Origin of the sequence: Mycolicibacterium llatzerense (assembly GCF_025331195.1) — a bacterium.
GTDB classification, from domain to species: Bacteria; Actinomycetota; Actinomycetes; order Mycobacteriales; family Mycobacteriaceae; genus Mycobacterium; species Mycobacterium llatzerense.
On the sequence record NZ_LXOV01000012.1, the window covers coordinates 159766 to 177529 of the forward strand.

Consider the following 17764-nt stretch of genomic DNA (forward strand, 5'->3'; position numbering starts at 1 on the left):
CCGTTCACGAACCGGCGTGTGCGGCCTTGAACTCCCGCCGGCGCCGATGCAGGATCGGCTCGGTGTAGCCGTTGGGCTGGGCGCAACCCTCGAGGATCAGCTCCTGCGCAGCCTGGAAGGCGATGCTGCCCTCCGGATCCGGTGCCATCGGCAGGTACGCCGAGTCGCCGGCGTTCTGCTCGTCGACGACCGCCGCCATCCGGCGCAGGCTCGCCTTGACGTCGTCCTCGGTGATGACGCCGTGCCGCAGCCAGTTGGCCAGCAGCTGGCTGGAGATGCGCAGGGTGGCGCGGTCCTCCATCAGGGCGATGTTGTGGATGTCCGGCACCTTCGAGCAGCCGACGCCCTGGTCGATCCAGCGCACCACGTAGCCGAGGATCGACTGGCAGTTGTTGTCGACCTCTTCGTGGATCTCTTCGGGCGCCCAGGCCAGTTCCTTGGCCAGCGGGATGGTCAGCAGTTCGGCGCGGGTGGTGCGCTTCTTGCCGGCCAGCTCTTCCTGCACCTCGCGCACGTCCACCTGGTGGTAGTGCATGGCGTGCAGGGTGGCGCCCGTCGGCGACGGCACCCACGCGGTGGTGGCGCCGGCCTGCGGCTGGGAGATCTTCTGCTTGACCATCTCGGCCATCAGATCGGTCATGGCCCACATGCCCTTACCGATCTGGGCGCGTCCGGCCAGGCCGTCGGCCAGACCGGCGTCGACGTTGGCGTCCTCGTAGGCCTTGATCCAGGTCTGGCTCTTCATGGCGCCCTTGCGGACCATCGGGCCCGCTTCCATCGAGGTGTGGATCTCGTCGCCCGTGCGGTCCAGGAAGCCGGTGTTGATGAACACCACACGGTCCTCGGCGGCCTTGATACAGGCGTTGAGGTTGACCGTGGTCCGGCGCTCCTCGTCCATGATGCCGACCTTGAGGGTGGCCGCGGGCAGGCCGAGGACGTCCTCGACGCGGCTGAAGATCTCGCACGTGAAGGCGACCTCTTCGGGGCCGTGCATCTTCGGCTTCACGATGTAGACCGAACCCGTGCGGCTGTTGGTCAGCTCGCCGTTCTCCTCGGTCGACTTCAAGCCGTGCATGGCGATCAGGCCGGTGAAAAGCGCGTCCTGGATGCCCTCGGGGATTTCGTTGCCGTCAGCGTCGACGATGGCGTCGTTGGTCATCAGGTGACCGACGTTGCGCACGAACAGCAGGCTGCGGCCGGGCAGGGTCAGCTCGCCCTCGCCGTCCGGGGTGGTGAAGACGCGGTCGGCGTTCAGGGTGCGGGTGAAGGTCTTGCCGCCCTTGCTGACCTGCTCGGACAGGTCACCGCGGTTCAGGCCCAGCCAGTTGCGGTAGCCCAGCACCTTGTCGTCGGCGTCGACGGCCGCGACCGAGTCCTCGAAGTCCATGATCGTGGTGATCGCGGACTCCAGCACGACGTCCTTGATGCCGGCCTGGTCGGTCGAACCGATCGGCGACGCGGGGTCTACCAGGATCTCGATGTGCAGGCCGTGGTGGACCAGCAGCACCGACCACGCCGAGTCACCGAGCTTGCCGGTGTAGCCGACGAACTCCTCGGGGCTGGCCAGCCCGCTCGACAGCCCGTCGCCCAGTTCGGCCTGCAGTTGGTGCTCGTCATCGATCTTGAGGCCGGTGACGTCGGCCCACGAGCCGGCCGCCAGCGGGACGGCCTGGTCCAGGAAGCCTCGGGCGTAGGCGATCACCTTGTCGCCGCGCACCTTGTTGTAGCCACCCTTGCCGGCCTCGGCGCCGTCCTCGTCGGAGATGACGTCGGTGCCGTACAGCGCGTCGTACAGCGAGCCCCAGCGGGCGTTGGCCGCGTTGAGCGCGAACCGGGCGTTCAGGATCGGCACCACCAGCTGCGGACCCGAGGTGCTGGTGATCTCCGGGTCGACGCCCGAGGTCCGGATGCAGAACTCCGCCGGTTCCGGCTGCAGGTAGCCGATCTCGGTGAGGAACTCCTGGTACGAGTTCTTGAACTCATCGGTGTCGACCGGATCGATGACCCGCGCCCGGTGCCACTTGTCGATCTGCGCCTGCAGATCGTCGCGGCGGGCCAGCAGAGCCTGGTTCTTCGGGGTCAGGTCGGTGATGACCTTGTCCACCCCGGCCCAGAAGCTGTCCGGGTCAACCCCGGTGCCGGGCAGGGCCTCGTTGGTGATGAAGTCGTGCAGTACGCGGGCCACCCGCAGATTTCCCACCGTCACACGATCAGTCATTTGTATTTCCTCCTAAGCAGCCCACGCGGCGACCCTCCACTTTACCCGTGGGTAACCGCAGCTCACCGCCGTGTCGGACATTGAGAACCCGGTCACACCCTCATTGCGGTGTCGAACCCGGCAAACCGATGGCCGGGACACCGGGCGTGTGCAGGCGTCCGGCGAGCCATGGCAGGGCCGCGGCGAATACCTCTGCGGCACTGGGGAACGTGTGGTCACCGCCGTGCGGGACCACCGAACACTCGATACCGGCGGCGCTGACCATGGCACACAGGTAGCTGGCGACGGCGGTGTGGCTCTCCGGGTTGTCCGGCGGTTGCACGTTGGTCGCCGCGCCGGCCTGGGCCGGTTGGTGCACCACCGGCCCGTTCTCCGACACCGCGAACCAGCCGGCGACGCCGGTGTACGGCCCGTGCTTGCGCACCACGGTCGCCGGATCGAAATGGGCGAATGCCGCCGCATCGCCGCCGAACAAACGCGCGATGGTCTGCGGCTGCGAACCGGCGTTGGGCCCGACCTGTCCGTCCATGTCGACGAAGGTCTGGAACAGCTCGGGGTGCATCACCGTGGTCATCACCGCGCACGTGCCGCCTGCGGACCAGCCGACGATGCCCCAGCGGGACGGATCGGGGCTCGCCGAGAATGTCGAAGTGACAAATGGCACAACATCTTTGGTGAGGTGATCGGCGGCCATGCCGCGGGGCCCGTTGACGCACTCGGTGTCGTTGGAGAACTGGCCGCTGGTGTCGACGAACACCAGGATGGGTGCGTTGCCGCCGTGGGCGGCCGCGAAATCGTCGGCGGTGCGCTGGGCGCCGCCGGCCGTCGGCCAGTCGGCCGGCCACCCGAATTCGCCGCCCACCATGACCACGACCGGCAGCTGCGGGGCGTCGTGGGCGAACCATGCCGGTGGTAGATAGACCATTTCCGGACGGGTGCGGAAGCCCGACGCGTCCGTCGGAATCTGCACCGAGATCAGGACGCCGCGGTCCGGCACCTGGCCGGCGCTGCGCATTGCCAGCGCGGTGTTCAGATCGATCTCGCCCTTGAGTTCGGCGCCGGTGGCCCGCTGCCACAGGGCCTCGACGGTCGGCAGATAACCGGTCCAGGTGTTCACCGCCAGGCCCGCGCACACCGCGCACAGCGGCACCACCGCGACGGCCAGCGACCTGCGCCACCAGTGCAGGCCCGGCCAGCCCGCGATGGCCACCACGAGTGCCACGCCGGTCAGGACGATCCAGACCCACAGCGAGGCCGGGGCCGGGCCGCCTGCGAGGCCTTGGTCGGAGATGAACCAGCTGCAGCCCAGTGCCAGGACGATGCCGGTCCCGACCGCGACCGGGAGCCACAGTCGCAGCCAGCGCGGGGACCGCCGGCCGACGGCGACGATCAGCCCGAGCACCGTCACCACCTGGATCAGCGTTGGCAGCCAGCCGTCGAGCAGGCCGATGTTCATTCGGCGTCCCCGAGGTCCGCCGGCGGCGGGGGCGCGGGCTGTGGGTGATGCGGCGTCGGGGTCTCGGATTCGGTCTGTTGGGCGGTCTGGGTCACCTCTTCGGTGTCCGAACTCGACTGCCCGGTGTCCGAGTCGTCCGAGCTCGAACTGGCGGTCGTCGTCGGCGTGGCGGTGGTCGGCGTGGCGCCGGCACAGTTGTTGGGCGCCGGGGTTCCGTTGAACCGGTCGGTGATCCAGCCGAGGGCGTCGGCTTCGTCGGGCTGGACGTAGTCGATCACGTCGCCCATGGCACAGGCCCGCTCGACGGCCGCGGCGGTCTGCTCGGGCGGCACCAGGCCGTCGGCCGGCCCGGGCGTGATCAGCATCGGGGCGGCGGCCGGCGCCTGCGGCAGCGTCGCCTTCCGCAGGTAACCGCGCAGCGCTTCGGTGGCGGCGGGCGTCGTCGGCCCGAGGTCGTGCGGTGTCAGCGAATCCAGGATGCCCGTGCGGTCGGCGACGGCCGGCCCTCGGCAGGCCGACAACGTGTCCCAGTGGTCGCGGGCGGCGCCGCGGCGGTAGTCCTCGATGGGGAATCCCGGATAGGCCTGCGGCATGACCGCCAGGTACTGCTGCAGCATGAGCTGCTGGTCGCGGTTCAGGTCCCCGGCGGCGGAGGCGTCGGCCAGCCAGTCGAGGGCCGCGGTCGGGGCCAGGGCGACCGCGCCCTGCGGGCGCAGGCCGCCGCCGTAATCGGTGGCCAGCTCGGCGGCCGCCCAGGCCGCCTGACCGCCCTGCCCGGTGCCCACCGCGATCCAGTTCGTGGAGGCGGCGGAGACCAGTTTGCGCGTCGCGCGCGCGAGGTCGATCAGGTTGAAGCCCTCGGTCGTGGAGTCCAGATACGGGTGATAGGTCTCGTCGAGCCCGATGCCCTGATAGTCGGTGATCGCGACCAGATACCCGGCGCCGACCATGAGCCGGACGGTCGGCAGCAGGCCCAGCAGGCTCGGCGACGACGACGGCGCGCAGTCGGACTTGATGCCGCTGCCCGGGTTGGCCAGCGCGATGATGCGCCAGCCGCCCTCGGGCGGTTTGCCCTTCGGCAGGAACACCGAGCCCGTCACCTTGGGGTGGCTGTCGTTGATGCCCGACGTGGAGACGTACGTGATGCGCGCGGAGATGGCGGTCAGCCCGGCCAGTTCGGGGTCGACCGTGGTCAGTGGCTGCGCGGCGACGAGCGTGCCGGGACCGGCGCCGCTGTAGTCACCGGGCAACACCTGCCCACTGCGCGGCGTGCTGCGACCGGACTGGGCGTCAGAGCAGCCGGCGACGGTCAGCGCGGCCGCCAGAGCGGCAGCGGCGATCCGTAGCGCTGTCCGGGTTGTCATGGCATGCCCCCGTCGGTGTGGTGGTCGAGCAACGCCAGGCATTCGGACAACAGTGATTCACGCAGTGGCACAGCGAGATTGGCGATGTCCTGCTGACGGCGCACATACTCGGCGCGGCCCGTCGGGTCCTCGATGGCGATCGGCTCGATGCCGTAGTCGCTCAGGTCATACGGGCTGGCCCGCATGTCGAGGACGCGTGCGTCCGCCGCGAGGTCAAGGCAATCCATCAACAGATTCGACTCCAGCAAAGGTCCGAGCTTGTAACTCCATTTGTACAAGTCCATATTTGCGTGCACACAGCCCGGCTGCTCGGTGGCCGACTGGGCGTGTCGGGACAGGGCTTCGCCGTTGCGCGGGGCGGCCGCCTCGGTGAAGAATCGGTAGGCGTCGAAATGCGTGCACCGCAGCGGCATCGACTCGACCACGGCGTCGGTGTCCGACGCGCTCAGCCGCAGCGGCACCCGGGCGTGCCGCACCTCGGGAGCGCGGTACACCATGGCCCATTCGTGCAGGCCGAAACAGTTCAACCGGGCCGGGCGGGCCGCCGTCGCAGTCAACAGGTCGGCAACGAAGGCGACGGTGTCCCGGCGGCCGGCGAGGTACGCGTCCGTCACCGTGACAGCGTCAGCGGTGCGGCGGTACCCGGTCCGGTCGGTGAACCGCTGCGCGCCCGGCCCGGTCAGCGCGCGGCCGAAACCCGGGTGCCAGCGCCGCAGCTGGCGGGGCTTGAGGCTGTAGTAGGTGAACAGGAAGTCCCACACCGGATGCGGTTCGCCGGCCCGCATCCGCCGCTCATGCGGTGCGAGGAAGGCGTCGACGCGGTCCAGGTAGCGCTGTTCGCGCAGCGCCCAGTCGTGCTCGTCCAGGACCTCGGGCAGTGCACACGCCGTCTCAGACACGGTGGGTACCGTCGCGCACCACGCCGACCAGGTCCTCCACCAGGTCTTCCAGCGTCACCATCGCGGTGACGTAACCTTCGGTGGTCACCAGGGACAGGTGACTGTTGTTGCGGCGCAACCACGACAGCGCGTCGACCACCGGCAGCGTCGAGGCGACCATGGGCAGCGGGCGCACCATGGACCGATCCAGGACGGCGTCGTTGTGGTCCATGCAGGGCAGCACGTCTTTGATGTGCAGGTAGCCGAGGTAGGCGCTGTGGCCGTCGGTGACCGGGAAGCGGGAATAGCCGGTCTCGCGCAACGCCTCGGCCACCGCACCCACGGTGGGACCGGTTCCGGGCGCCGCGATCGGCACCGCGCGGATGTCCTGCAGGGGGATCGCGACGTCCCTGACCGTTCGGGTCCGGATGTCCAGCGCGCGCTTGAGCCGGACGTGTTCCTCGGCGTCCAGCAGGCCCTCCGACAGCGACTCGGTCAGCATCTCGGACAGCTCCACCGATGAGACCGTGACGTCCAGCTCGTCCTTCGGCTCTACCCCGAGCAGTCGCAGCGTGCTGTTGGCGCACCAGTTGTAGAAGATGACGAACGGCCGGGCGACGCTCATGTAGACCAGGTACGGCGGGATCAGCAGCATCGCGGCTTTCTCGGGCCCGGCGATGGCGATGTTCTTCGGCACCATCTCGCCGAGGAGCACGTGCACCGTCACCACGATCGCCAAGGCGACGGCGAAAGCCACGGTGTGCAGCACGGTGTCGGGCACGCCGAAGGCGTCGAAGGGTTCGCGAAGCAGGTGCGCGACGGCCGGTTCACCGATGCGGCCCAGCAGGATCGAGCAGATGGTGATGCCGAGCTGAGCGCCGGCCAGCATCATCGACAGTCGCTCACCGGCCCGCAACACGGTGACAGCGCTGCGCTTGCCCTGTTCGGCGAGGGCCTGCAGGCGGTCGCGGCGGGCTGAGATCAGCGCGAACTCTGCGCTGACGAAGAACGCGTTGGCGCCCAGCAGGGCCATGGTCAGCATGATGCCGAGAACGTCATTCATCGTCGGCTCCCGACTGGTCCGTGCCGAGTTCGGTGAGTTCGAGCTGGTCGATGCGCCGCCCGTCCATCCGCATGACCGTGGCTTTCCACTGCACCGGGTCCAGCTCGGGGTTGTCCGGGTCGAACTCGGTCAGCACGACGGTGTCGCCGACGTCGGGGATGTGGCCGAGCTCTTTGAGCACCAGCCCGCCGATGGTTTCGTAGTCGCCTTCGGGCGCGCGGAACGGGGTCTCGGTGTCCACTTCGTCGATCCGCATCAGACCCGACACCAGCCAGCCGTCGCGCACCTCGACCACGTCGGGGGTGGCGTCGTCGTGTTCGTCGCGGACGTCGCCGACGATCTCCTCGATGAGGTCCTCGACGGTGACCATGCCGGCGGTGCCGCCGTACTCGTCGACCACCAGGGCGGTCTGGACGCCGTTGGCCCGGATCTGGGTCATCACCGCGTCACCGTCGAGGGTCGAGGGCACCGTCGGGACGGGCCGTGCCAGTTGCGCGAGCCGGGTGCCGGCGCGCAGCTCGACGGGTATCGCGAAGACCTGTTTGACGTGCACGATGCCGACGGTTTCGTCGAGGTCCCCGGCGACGATCGGGAAACGCGAGAACCCGGTGCGGATGGCCGTCTCGATGAGGTCGGCGACGGTGTCGGTGACCTCCAGCGACTCGATCATGGATCGCGGCGTCATCAACTCCTCGGCGGTGCGGCCGCCGAATTGCAGGGAGCGGTCGATCAATTGGGCCGTCTGTGGGTCCAGCGACCCGCTTTCGGCGGAGTTGCGCACCAGCGCCAGCAGTTCCTGCGCCGACCGCGCCGAGCGCAGTTCCTCGGCGGGCTCGACGCCGAGCCGGCGCAGCACCCAGTTGGCGGTGCCGTTGGTCAGCTTGATCACGGGGGAGAACACCAGGGAGAAGAACCACTGCAGCGGCACGGTGGCACGCGCGGTCGGCACCGGCCGGGCCACGGCGAGGTTCTTGGGCACCAGCTCGCCGAACACCATCGACACCGACGTCGCGATCAGCAGGGCCAGCGTCAAGGCCACCGAATCGGTGAACCTCTCCGGCAGCCCGACCGCCTGCAACGGGCCGCGCAGCAGCCGCGCCACCACGGGTTCGGCCAGGTAGCCGGTGATCAGGGTGGTGATCGAGATGCCGATCTGCGCGCCGGACAGCTGGAACGACAGGCTGCGGTGCGCGGTACGGATGATCCGGTCGCGCCGGCCGCCGTCGCGGGCGTTGGCCTCCACCGTGCTGCGTTCCAGCGCGGTCAACGAGAACTCGGCGGCGACGAAGACCGCCGTGCCGACGGTGAGCAGGATGAACGCGGCCAGGCTCGCGATGGTCAGTGCGGAGGTCACCGGGCACCACCGCTCGGGGCGCCGGGCTGACGGCCCGGCCGGCTACTGGGAGGTTCGGAGTCCATGGAATCAGGGCTCGGCTCGGGGAGCACGTGGTTGGCGTCGCACGCTCCCGCCGCGCTCGGGGCGGTCGACGCCCCAACGGGTGCCTGCGGCACGTGCTCCCTTTCGCTGAATCGACATCGACGGCCGACCGACGCCTATTGCAATCGTCGGCCGTATGGCAATGGTAGCTGGTCGGCCCCGTCGGACCTGCTCACCAACCGGTGGGCAGCGGGTGTCCTTCGGCGAATCCGGCGGCTGATTGCACCCCGAGCACCACTTTTTCGTGCAGCTCGGCGAGGTTTGCCGCGCCGACGTACGTGCAGGTGCTGCGGACGCCGGAGGTGATGTGATCGAGCAGGTCTTCGACCCCGCCGCGGACGGGGTCCAGCTCCATCTTCGAGGACGAGATGCCTTCCTCGAACAGCGCTTTTCGGGCCCGGTCGAACGCGCCGTCACCGGCCGTGCGGGCGGCCACCGCACGCTTGGAGGCCATGCCGAAGCTCTCCTTGTAGACGCGGCCCTCGCGGTCGGTCAGCAGGTCGCCGGGCGACTCGTACGTGCCGGCGAACCAGGAGCCGATCATCACGTTCGACGCGCCCGCGGCCAGGGCCAGTGCCACGTCGCGCGGGTGCCGGACACCGCCGTCAGCCCACACGTGGCCGCCGAGTTCCCTTGCCGCCGCAGAACATTCGACGACGGCCGAGAACTGCGGCCGCCCCACCCCGGTCATCATCCGGGTGGTGCACATGGCGCCGGGGCCGACGCCCACCTTGACGATGGACGCGCCCGCGTTGATCAGGTCCCGGGTGCCGGCGGCGGAGACCACGTTGCCGGCCGCCAGCGGCAGGCCGAGGTCGAGCCCGGCCACCGCGCTCAACGCTTCGAGCATCTTGGACTGATGTCCGTGCGCGGTGTCGACGACCAGGACGTCCACGCCGGCTTCAGCCAGTGCACGGGCCTTGGCGGCGACGTCACCGTTGATCCCGACGGCGGCTGCGATCCGGAGCCGGCCCTGCGCGTCGACGGCGGGGGTGTAGATGCCCGCGCGGATGGCCCCGGTGCGGGTCAGCACGCCGGCCAGCGAACCGTCGGCGTTGGTCAGCACGGCCACGCCCGTCGGGGAGTGCTCCAGCAGGTCGAACACCTTGCGCGGTTCGGTGCCCGCGGGCGCGGAGACGAAATCGGTGGTGGCCACGTCGCGGACGCGCGCGAACCGGTCGACCCCGGCGCAGGCGGCCTCGGTGACCAGGCCGAGCGGACGTCCGTCCGCCAGGACCACCGCGGCGCCGTGGGCGCGCTTGTGCAGCAGGGCGAGGGCGTCCGAGACCGAGTCGTCGGGCGCGAGCACGACCGGGGTGTCGACCACCAGGTCGCGGCTCTTGACGAAGTCGACGGTGCCCCGGACCACGTCGATGGGCAGGTCCTGCGGCAGCACCACGATGCCGCCGCGACGGGCGATGGTCTCGGCCATCCGGCGGCCGGCGACCGCGGTCATGTTGGCGACGACGATCGGGATGGTGGTGCCCGTGCCGTCGGTGGTCGCCAGGTCGACATCGAAGCGGGAGATCAGTTCTGAGCGCCCCGGCACGACGAAGACGTCGTTGTAGGTCAGGTCGTACGGAGGCTGGTGGCCGTCGAGAAACTGCACACCTTCAGCCTAGTGGCCTCGCCTGACAATGCCGAGCGGACGCGAAAACCCCCGAAATCGACGTGATTCGGGGGTTTTCACGACTGCTCGGCAGAAAAGCTACGCCTCGACCTCGGTCCGGTCGCCGCTCCACAGCGTGTGGAACTTCTTGCCCTCCGGCGCGTCGGTGCGGCCGTAGGTGTGGGCACCGAAGAAGTCGCGCAGGCCCTGCGTCAGTGCCGCGGGCAGCCGCTCGGTGCGCAGTGCGTCGTAGTAGGACAGCGACGAGGCGAAGCCCGGGATCGGGATGCCCAGCTCGGTGGCCGTCACCACGACGCGGCGCCAGCTGTCGATGGCCGATTCGACCGCGGTGCGGAAGTACGGCGCGGCCAGCAGGGTGGCGAGCTCGGGCTCGGCGTCGAACGCGTCCTTGATCCGGTTCAGGAACTTGGCGCGGATGATGCAGCCGCCGCGCCAGATGGTGGCCAGATCGCCGGGCTTGACGTCCCAGCCGTACTCGGCGCTGCCGGCCTCGATCTGGTTGAAGCCCTGCGCGTACGCGACGATCTTCGACGCGTACAGCGCCTGGCGTACGTCCTCGACGAACTTCGTGGCGTCGCTGGGCTTCTCGCCGAGCTGGCCCGAGGCCATGCCCACGGTGGCCCGCCGCTGCGGCACCGAGCCCGACAGGGCGCGGGCGAACACCGCTTCGGCGATGCCGGTGATGGGGATGCCGAGGTCGAGCGCGGACTTGACGGTCCAGCGGCCGGTGCCCTTCTGCTCGGCCTCGTCGACGATGACGTCGACCAGCGGCTTGCCGGTCTTGGCGTCGACCTGGCGTAGCACCTCGGCGGTGATCTCGACCAGGTAGCTGTCCAGGTCGCCCTTGTTCCACTCGGCGAACACGTCGGCGATCTGCCCGGCCGTCATGCCCAGGCCGTCACGCAGCAGCTGGTAGGCCTCGCCGATGAGCTGCATGTCGGAGTACTCGATGCCGTTGTGCACCATCTTGACGAAGTGGCCTGCGCCGTCAGGGCCGATGTGCGTGCAGCAGGGCACGCCGTCGACGTGCGCGGAGATCTCCTCGAGCAGTGGGCCCAGGCTCTTGTAGGACTCGGCCGGCCCGCCCGGCATGATCGACGGGCCGTTCAGCGCGCCTTCTTCGCCGCCGGAGATGCCCGCGCCGACGAAGTGCAGGCCGCGCTCGCGGATGGCCTTCTCGCGGCGGATGGTGTCGGTGTACAGCGCGTTGCCGCCGTCGATGATGATGTCGCCGGGCTCCATGGCGTCGGCGAGTTCGTTGATGACGGCGTCGGTCGGGTCGCCGGCCTTGACCATGATCAGCACGCGGCGCGGCTTCTCCAGCGCGTCCAGGAATTCGGCGATGGTCTCGCTGCGGACGAACTTGCCCTCGGCGCCGTGTTCGGCGATCAGCGCGTCGGTCTTGGCGACGGAGCGGTTGTGCAGCGCGACGGTGTAGCCGTGGCTGGCGAAGTTACGGGCGATGTTGGAGCCCATGACAGCCAGGCCGGTGACGCCGATCTGGGCAGTGGCGGTGGTTGCGGACGGTTCCGGGTTTCCCGACGAGCTCACGGCTGGCCCTTTCGTTGTTTGGTTGTGGCGCACAGTCTTTCGGACCGGCGCGAGGCCGGTGCAGCGTCATCCGCCACCGATGCTGATGGTGCCAGTCGCAAAGTCTACGAGAAGAACAACCGGTGCAATTCAGTGAGCCAGGGCACAGCCACCGCGACGGTCGGAACGACCAGGACGGAGGCGGCGGCCAAGTAGGCGGCCGCGGCCAGCCAGGAGCTGTTGGGTTCGCCGGCCAAGCGCTGCACGCGCAGGATCGTGGTCGGCCCGCCGGCGGCGAGGGCGCCCTTGGGAGCGCGTCCGGACGCGCAGGCCACCAGGGCGCGGGCCAGCGGGGTTGGGCCGGTGGCCCGGACGGCGGCGTCGTCGGCGAGCAGTTCGATCAGCAGGCGGACCGCATCGAGGGCGCTGGCGCTCCGGACGAAGCGGGGGAAGGCGGCGTGGACGGCGATGAACATCTCGAGCACCAGGTCGTGCCGGGCGCGCAGGTGTGCGTGTTCGTGGCTGAGGATGGCGGCGATCTCGCTGTCGTGCAGGTGCTTGAGGGCACCTTCGCTGAGCACCACACGACTGCGGACGCCGGGCAGACAGTAGGCGAGTGGCTGCTGGACGTCGAGAATGCGCAGGCCGTGGCCGATCAGGTGGCGGGCCTGGGGGGCGGGTGCGGTGTCCCGCGAACAGTCGAGCAGGTCGACGATCATGCGGTGGTGTGCGCGCCGGCGTCGCGTCGCGATGGCGACCTGGATGAAGGCGATTACCAGTCGGCCGCCGACGACGAGGGTCAGCGCGAAGACCGCGACGTGCGTGAGCCACACCGGCCAGCCCATGACGCTGATCTCGCTGGTCGCGGTGGTCGTCGGGCGGCCGTCAGGACCTGGCGCGAAAAGCCTGCTGGCGACGGCGATGCCGGCGCTGAAGGCGGACAGCACGGCGGCGATGGCAATCGACTGCCACAGCACGATCGCGGCCCGGGGGGCCCGCTGCGGCCACGATGCGCACGCCAGCAAGGCGGGTACCGGCCCGACCAGCAGTAGCGCAACGAGAGTGAAGGCCAGGGCGGACACGCGCTAAGTGTCTCTCAGTCGGTGCCGGAAATGCCAGTCGCCGGTGGGATTCGGTGCTTGGCTTCCAGCTCATCGAGGGCCCGCCGCAGCGCGTCGGCCTCGTCGACCCCGACGCGTTCGACGAAATGAACCAGTGCCGCGACCCGGCTGCCGGAGTCGGAGGCCTGGTCAAGTGCGTCGACCATGAGTCCGGCGACCAGTTCGTCGCGGCCGTGGGTCGGTGCGTAGCGGTGCGCGCGGTCATCGCGATGCTGGACGACCAGATTCTTCTTCGCCAGACGCTGGAGCACCGTCATGATCGTGGTGTAGGCCAGGTCCCGGCGCGTCGCGAGGGCTTCATGCACCTGGCGGACGGTTTGCGGCTCGCGGGAGGACCAGAGGTGATCCATCACCTCGCGCTCCAACTCGCCCAGCCGCGTCATTTTCGCCATGTCCTATTTCACTCTTTCGGCAGTGTTTCCAGGGTACTACGCATTTACTACCGTGCGTCGTATCCATTTCGCATGTCCTCCCCAACGTCCCGGTTGAACGTTGTGGTTCCCGGTCAGGGCTGTTTTTTCGCCGCTTGTGAGTCCCGTCACAGCGGTTTACATCTCGTAGGTCGTCACTATAGTAAGGCTAACCTAACCTAAGGATGTGTTCATGCCCTCCGCTGTGACTGACCCCTTGATCGCCACGATGGACATCCGCCGGATGCTTCCGTTGCACGAGTCGAGTCGCCGGCTGCGCGAGTTGTGTCCGAGTGATCCCAGGGTCTACGGCGTTGCGGTGATGGACGACATCTCCCGTCGTCGGTGGTGGCCGCTCGCCGAGGCCGTGACGGGCGACCGGCTCCAGATGATGTTCGATACCGCGGTGCTGGATACCGGCAGTGAATCGGTCGCCGCCCAGCAGGTGGCCGCCATGCTTGCGCACGTCGTCATCGGCCGCGTGGTGCCACTGCTGGTGCTGGAGGGGCGGGCCTGGGATCCCGGGCTGGAGAACCTGTGGGTTCACATCGACTCGGAGGGTGGCATCGACTGGGTCGGCGTCGCGGACCCGACGCTGCGGGTGCTTCCCGGTGATCCGGTATTCGGCGGGCGGGGAGTGTGGGCGACCCGGCCGATCGCCGACGGGATCGTCGGCTTCCCGGGCGAGGAGGCGCTGGCGACCTGGTTGGCGCATCGGTGCCACCGTGCGCTGCAACCGCTGTTCGCGAAGCTCTTCGAGGTCAGTGGCGGTGTCATGACGGTGCCGGCGATGTGGCACATCGTGGGCTCCGCCGTGGTGGGTTCGGCGACCCGGGTTCCGCTGTTGGCCGGCGTCAGCGACGTCGACGGCATGCGTCGGGCCCAGGCGGTGCTGGACACCCTCGTGGGGTTTGGTGCCCCGGTGCGCGGACTCGATCGGATGAACCTGGCAAGGGCTTGCTAATTAGGCAAGCCTTGCCTACTATTCAGGAGTCGAGAAACTAACGGACCGCGCCGGAATCCTGAGGGCTGCAGTGATTCCCGGTCCACTCGAAGAGCAGGCCCCGCACCATCGGTGCGGGGCCTGCTCGCCTTCGTGGCGGGTGCGGTGACTGCCGTCGGCTGCGCTCGTGTAGACAGCTATTCGTGACGACATCTGTGCCCGCGGACCTCGGCAAGGGCTTCGACGCCGAAATCGGACTGACCTATCTGGAGGTCACCGCGGACGGCGCACGCGCTCAGCTGAAGATCACCGACAAGCTGCTACAGCCCTGGGGAATCGTGCACGGCGGCATCCACTGTGCCGTCGTCGAAAGTGTTGCCAGTGTCTCCGGCCACGTCTGGCTCGCCGAGCACGGTGGCGGCACGGTCGTCGGCGTCAACAACAACACCGACTTCCTGCGCGCGCTCAAGACCGGAACGATCACCGCCACCTCGACGCCGATCCACCGGGGCCGCCGCCAGCAGCTGTGGCTGGTCACGATCACCGATGAGGACGATCGGATGGTCGCGCGGGGCCAGGTGCGGCTCCAGAATCTCGAGGGCTGAGCCTTCGGATACGCCTGAGGGGCTGAAAGCTCCGGCCCGACATGCCGTTCCCGGCGTGCCGTGGCAATATCGCCCCTTATGCGTTTGACGCCGCATGAGCAAGAACGCCTGCTGATTTCGTACGCCGCCGAACTGGCCCGTCGACGGCAGGCCAGAGGGTTGCGCCTGAATCACCCCGAGGCGGTGGCGGTGATCACCGATCACCTGCTGGAAGGTGCCCGGGATGGACGGACGGTCGCGGAGCTGATGGTCAGCGGCCGGGACGTCCTGAGCCGCGACGACGTCATGGACGGGGTTCCCGAGATGCTGCCCGACGTCCAGGTCGAGGCCACCTTCCCGGACGGCACCAAACTGGTCACCGTCCACCACCCGATTGCCTGAGGACGGCGACGATGACGGACCGGACGAGTACCGAGGGTGCGACGCTGATTCCCGGTGAAATCCTTTATGGCGACGGCGATATCGCCTTCAACGCGGGTGCCGAGCGGCTGCTCCTCGACGTGGTCAACGTCGGTGACCGGCCCGTGCAGGTCGGCAGCCACGTGCATTTCCCGCAGGCCAACTCGGCGTTGGACTTCGACCGCGCGGCGGCACACGGACTCCGGCTCGACGTGCCGGCCGGTACCGCCGTCAGATTCGAACCCGGTGTCGCCCAGCGGGTTTCGCTGGTTCCGCTGGGCGGGACGCGCGAAGTGTATGGGCTGTCGCTCGACGCGCCCGGAAAGCTGGATGCCTCGTGAGTTCATTATCTCGCGCCCGGTACGCGGCGCTGTTCGGGCCGACGACGGGCGACCGGATCCGCCTGGCGGACACCGATCTGCTGATCGAGATCACCGAGGACCGCAGCGGCGGCCCGGGACTGTCCGGTGACGAGGCGGTCTTCGGCGGAGGCAAGGTGCTGCGCGAGTCCATGGGGCAGGCTCGGGCGACCCGCGCCGACGGTGCCCCGGACACCGTGATCACCGGCGCGATCATCATCGACTACTGGGGAATCATCAAGGCCGACATCGGGATTCGCGACGGCCGCATCGTCGCGATCGGCAAGGCCGGCAACCCCGACATCATGTCCGGGGTGCACCCCGACCTGGTGGTGGGCCCGTCCACCGAGATCATCGCCGGCAACGGGCGAATCCTCACCGCGGGCGGCATCGACTGTCACGTCCATTTCATCTGTCCTCAGATCCTCGAAGAGGCGATCGGCGGCGGCATCACCACGATGATCGGTGGCGGCACCGGGCCCGCCGAGGGCAGTAAGGCCACCACCGTCACGCCCGGCGCCTGGCACCTGGGACGCATGCTGCAGGCCCTCGACGGCTGGCCGATGAACATCCTGCTGCTCGGCAAGGGCAACACCATCAACCCCGACTCGATGTGGGAGCAATTGCGCGGCGGCGCAGCCGGTTTCAAACTGCACGAGGACTGGGGCACCACCCCGGCCGCCATCGACGCCTGTCTGCGGGTGGCCGAAGAGGCCGATGTGCAGGTGGCCCTGCACTCGGACACCCTCAACGAGATGGGGTTCGTCGAGGACACCCTGGCGGCCATCGCCGGCCGGGCCATCCACGCGTACCACACCGAGGGCGCCGGCGGCGGCCATGCGCCCGACATCATCACCGTCGCCAGCCATCCGAACGTGATGCCCAGTTCGACCAACCCGACGCGGCCCCACACCGTCAACACCCTCGACGAACACCTCGACATGCTGATGGTGTGTCATCACCTCAACGCTGCCGTGCCCGAGGATTTGGCGTTCGCGGAGAGCCGGATTCGGCCGTCGACCATCGCCGCCGAGGATCTGCTGCACGACATCGGCGCCATCTCGATGATCGGCAGCGACAGCCAGGCCATGGGACGCATCGGTGAAGTGGTGCTGCGGACCTGGCAGACCGCACACGTGATGAAGAAGCGCCGCGGGCCGCTGCCCGGCGACGGTCCGGCGGACAACAACCGGGTTCGCCGCTACGTGGCCAAGTACACCATCTGCCCGGCCGTGACTCACGGTATCGACCACGAACTCGGTTCGGTGGAGGTCGGCAAGCTCGCCGATCTGGTGCTGTGGGAGCCCGCGTTCTTCGGTGTCCGCCCGCATCTGGTGCTCAAAGGCGGCGCGATCGCCTGGGCGGCGATGGGGGATGCGAACGCTTCGATCCCGACGCCGCAACCCGTCCTGCCGCGCCCGATGTTCGGAGCGCATCCCTCGGTGGCGGCCGGGCTGTCGGTGCATTTCGTCTCACCGACCGCCATCGAGGACGACCTTGCGGCGCGACTGGGCTTGCGGCGCAGGCTCGTTCCGGTCAAGAACGTCCGGGGCCGGGGTAAGGCGGACCTGCCGCTCAACGACGCCATGCCCGATATCCGCGTCGATCCCGACACTTTCACCGTCCGGATCGACGGAGAGGTCTGGCAGGAGCAACCGGCCACGGAGCTGCCCATGGCACAGAGATACTTCCTGTTCTGATGGATAGCGGCCTGGCCACCCTGCTGGCACTGGCGGATTCGCGGCTGCCGACCGGTGGGCACGTGCACTCCGGCGGCATCGAAGAGGCGGTCACCAGTGGCCTGGTGGCCGACGTGGTGACGCTGCGGGCGTACCTGCGCCGGCGTATCCGCACGCACGGGCTGGTCACCGCCTCCATCGCGGCAGCGGTGCACGGTGGGCTCGACCCGGTGGCCGCCGACCGCGAAACCGACGCGCGCACACCGGCTCCCGCGGCCCGGCTGGCATCCCGGGCGCAGGGACGTGGACTGCTGCGGTTGGCGCGCCGCGTCTGGCCCGACACGGACTGGCAGCCGCTCGGCACCCGGCCGCACCTGGCTGTGGCGTCCGGTGTGGTCGGCCGCGTCAGCGGCCTCGCCCCCGAACAGACCTGTGCCACAGTCGTTTACACCACCATGACCGGCTCCGCGACGGCCGCCCAGCGCCTGCTGGCGCTGGACCCCGCCGACGTCGCCGCACTGACCTTCGAGCTGTCGGGGCTGTGCGACAGCACCGCCGCCGAAGCGGCGAAAGGCCTTGCCGACTTGTCCGATCCACTGCTCGACGTCCTGGCGCAACGGCACGCCGGCCGCGACCGTCCCTTGTTCGCCTCCTGACCCGAAAGGTCCACC

General features: G+C 69.0%; 16 protein-coding genes. 6 read left to right on the forward strand and 10 right to left on the reverse strand.

Annotated features, from left to right (window positions below; genetic code table 11):
• Positions 1-4: 4 nt before the first annotated feature.
• From A7G45_RS15645 to A7G45_RS15690, 10 genes are all read right to left on the reverse strand, one after another.
• Entirely contained in the window at positions 5-2218 is a 2214-nt protein-coding gene (locus tag A7G45_RS15645) for a malate synthase G (RefSeq protein WP_260938494.1), read from the reverse strand.
• Between the two features lie 100 nt (positions 2219-2318).
• Entirely contained in the window at positions 2319-3674 is a 1356-nt protein-coding gene (locus A7G45_RS15650) for an alpha/beta hydrolase (RefSeq protein WP_260938495.1), read from the reverse strand.
• Complete coding sequence (locus A7G45_RS15655) at positions 3671-5038, reverse strand: lipase family protein (RefSeq protein ID WP_260938496.1); 1368 nt, start codon at positions 5036-5038, stop codon at positions 3671-3673. The genes A7G45_RS15650 and A7G45_RS15655 overlap by 4 nt, the downstream gene beginning before the upstream one ends.
• Positions 5035-5937 carry a 3-methyladenine DNA glycosylase gene (locus A7G45_RS15660; protein ID WP_377041999.1) on the reverse strand — a complete coding sequence of 301 codons (903 nt, stop codon included), beginning with the start codon at positions 5935-5937 and terminating at the stop codon, positions 5035-5037. The genes A7G45_RS15655 and A7G45_RS15660 overlap by 4 nt, the downstream gene beginning before the upstream one ends.
• Positions 5930-6979, reverse strand: coding sequence for a hemolysin family protein (locus A7G45_RS15665; protein ID WP_260938497.1), 1050 nt, complete (start codon positions 6977-6979; stop codon positions 5930-5932). The genes A7G45_RS15660 and A7G45_RS15665 overlap by 8 nt, the downstream gene beginning before the upstream one ends.
• The gene (locus tag A7G45_RS15670; RefSeq protein ID WP_260938498.1) at positions 6972-8333 is read right to left on the reverse strand and encodes a hemolysin family protein; all 1362 of its coding nucleotides are present in this window, start codon (positions 8331-8333) and stop codon (positions 6972-6974) included. The genes A7G45_RS15665 and A7G45_RS15670 overlap by 8 nt, the downstream gene beginning before the upstream one ends.
• 256 nt (positions 8334-8589) lie before the next feature.
• Positions 8590-10026 (reverse strand): GuaB1 family IMP dehydrogenase-related protein, encoded by a 1437-nt coding sequence (locus A7G45_RS15675; protein WP_260938499.1) that lies wholly within the window; start codon positions 10024-10026, stop codon positions 8590-8592.
• Positions 10027-10125: 99 nt separating this feature from the next.
• On the reverse strand, positions 10126-11598 hold the full coding sequence (gndA, locus tag A7G45_RS15680) for an NADP-dependent phosphogluconate dehydrogenase (RefSeq protein ID WP_043399898.1): 1473 nt from the start codon (positions 11596-11598) through the stop codon (positions 10126-10128).
• A gap of 104 nt (positions 11599-11702) precedes the next feature.
• Positions 11703-12659 (reverse strand): M56 family metallopeptidase, encoded by a 957-nt coding sequence (locus A7G45_RS15685; protein ID WP_260938500.1) that lies wholly within the window; start codon positions 12657-12659, stop codon positions 11703-11705.
• A gap of 14 nt (positions 12660-12673) precedes the next feature.
• Positions 12674-13090, reverse strand: coding sequence for a BlaI/MecI/CopY family transcriptional regulator (locus A7G45_RS15690; RefSeq protein ID WP_043399903.1), 417 nt, complete (start codon positions 13088-13090; stop codon positions 12674-12676).
• Between the two features lie 211 nt (positions 13091-13301).
• Between A7G45_RS15690 and A7G45_RS15695 the strand changes: the two genes are divergently transcribed.
• The 6 genes from A7G45_RS15695 (at position 13302) to A7G45_RS15720 (ending at position 17749) form a co-directional block, all read left to right on the forward strand.
• On the forward strand, positions 13302-14072 hold the full coding sequence (locus A7G45_RS15695; RefSeq protein WP_260938501.1) for an iron reductase: 771 nt from the start codon (positions 13302-13304) through the stop codon (positions 14070-14072).
• A 182-nt stretch (positions 14073-14254) separates the two neighbouring features.
• Entirely contained in the window at positions 14255-14656 is a 402-nt protein-coding gene (locus tag A7G45_RS15700) for a PaaI family thioesterase (RefSeq protein WP_260938502.1), read from the forward strand.
• A gap of 78 nt (positions 14657-14734) precedes the next feature.
• Positions 14735-15037 (forward strand): urease subunit gamma, encoded by a 303-nt coding sequence (locus A7G45_RS15705; protein WP_043399908.1) that lies wholly within the window; start codon positions 14735-14737, stop codon positions 15035-15037.
• 11 nt (positions 15038-15048) lie between these two features.
• On the forward strand, positions 15049-15396 hold the full coding sequence (locus A7G45_RS15710; protein WP_260938503.1) for an urease subunit beta: 348 nt from the start codon (positions 15049-15051) through the stop codon (positions 15394-15396).
• Entirely contained in the window at positions 15393-17114 is a 1722-nt protein-coding gene (locus A7G45_RS15715; RefSeq protein WP_260938504.1) for an urease subunit alpha, read from the forward strand. The genes A7G45_RS15710 and A7G45_RS15715 overlap by 4 nt, the downstream gene beginning before the upstream one ends.
• Positions 17114-17749: an urease accessory protein UreF gene (locus A7G45_RS15720; protein WP_260938505.1), complete on the forward strand. Its 636-nt coding sequence runs from the start codon at positions 17114-17116 to the stop codon at positions 17747-17749. The genes A7G45_RS15715 and A7G45_RS15720 overlap by 1 nt, the downstream gene beginning before the upstream one ends.
• Positions 17750-17764 lie beyond the last annotated feature (15 nt).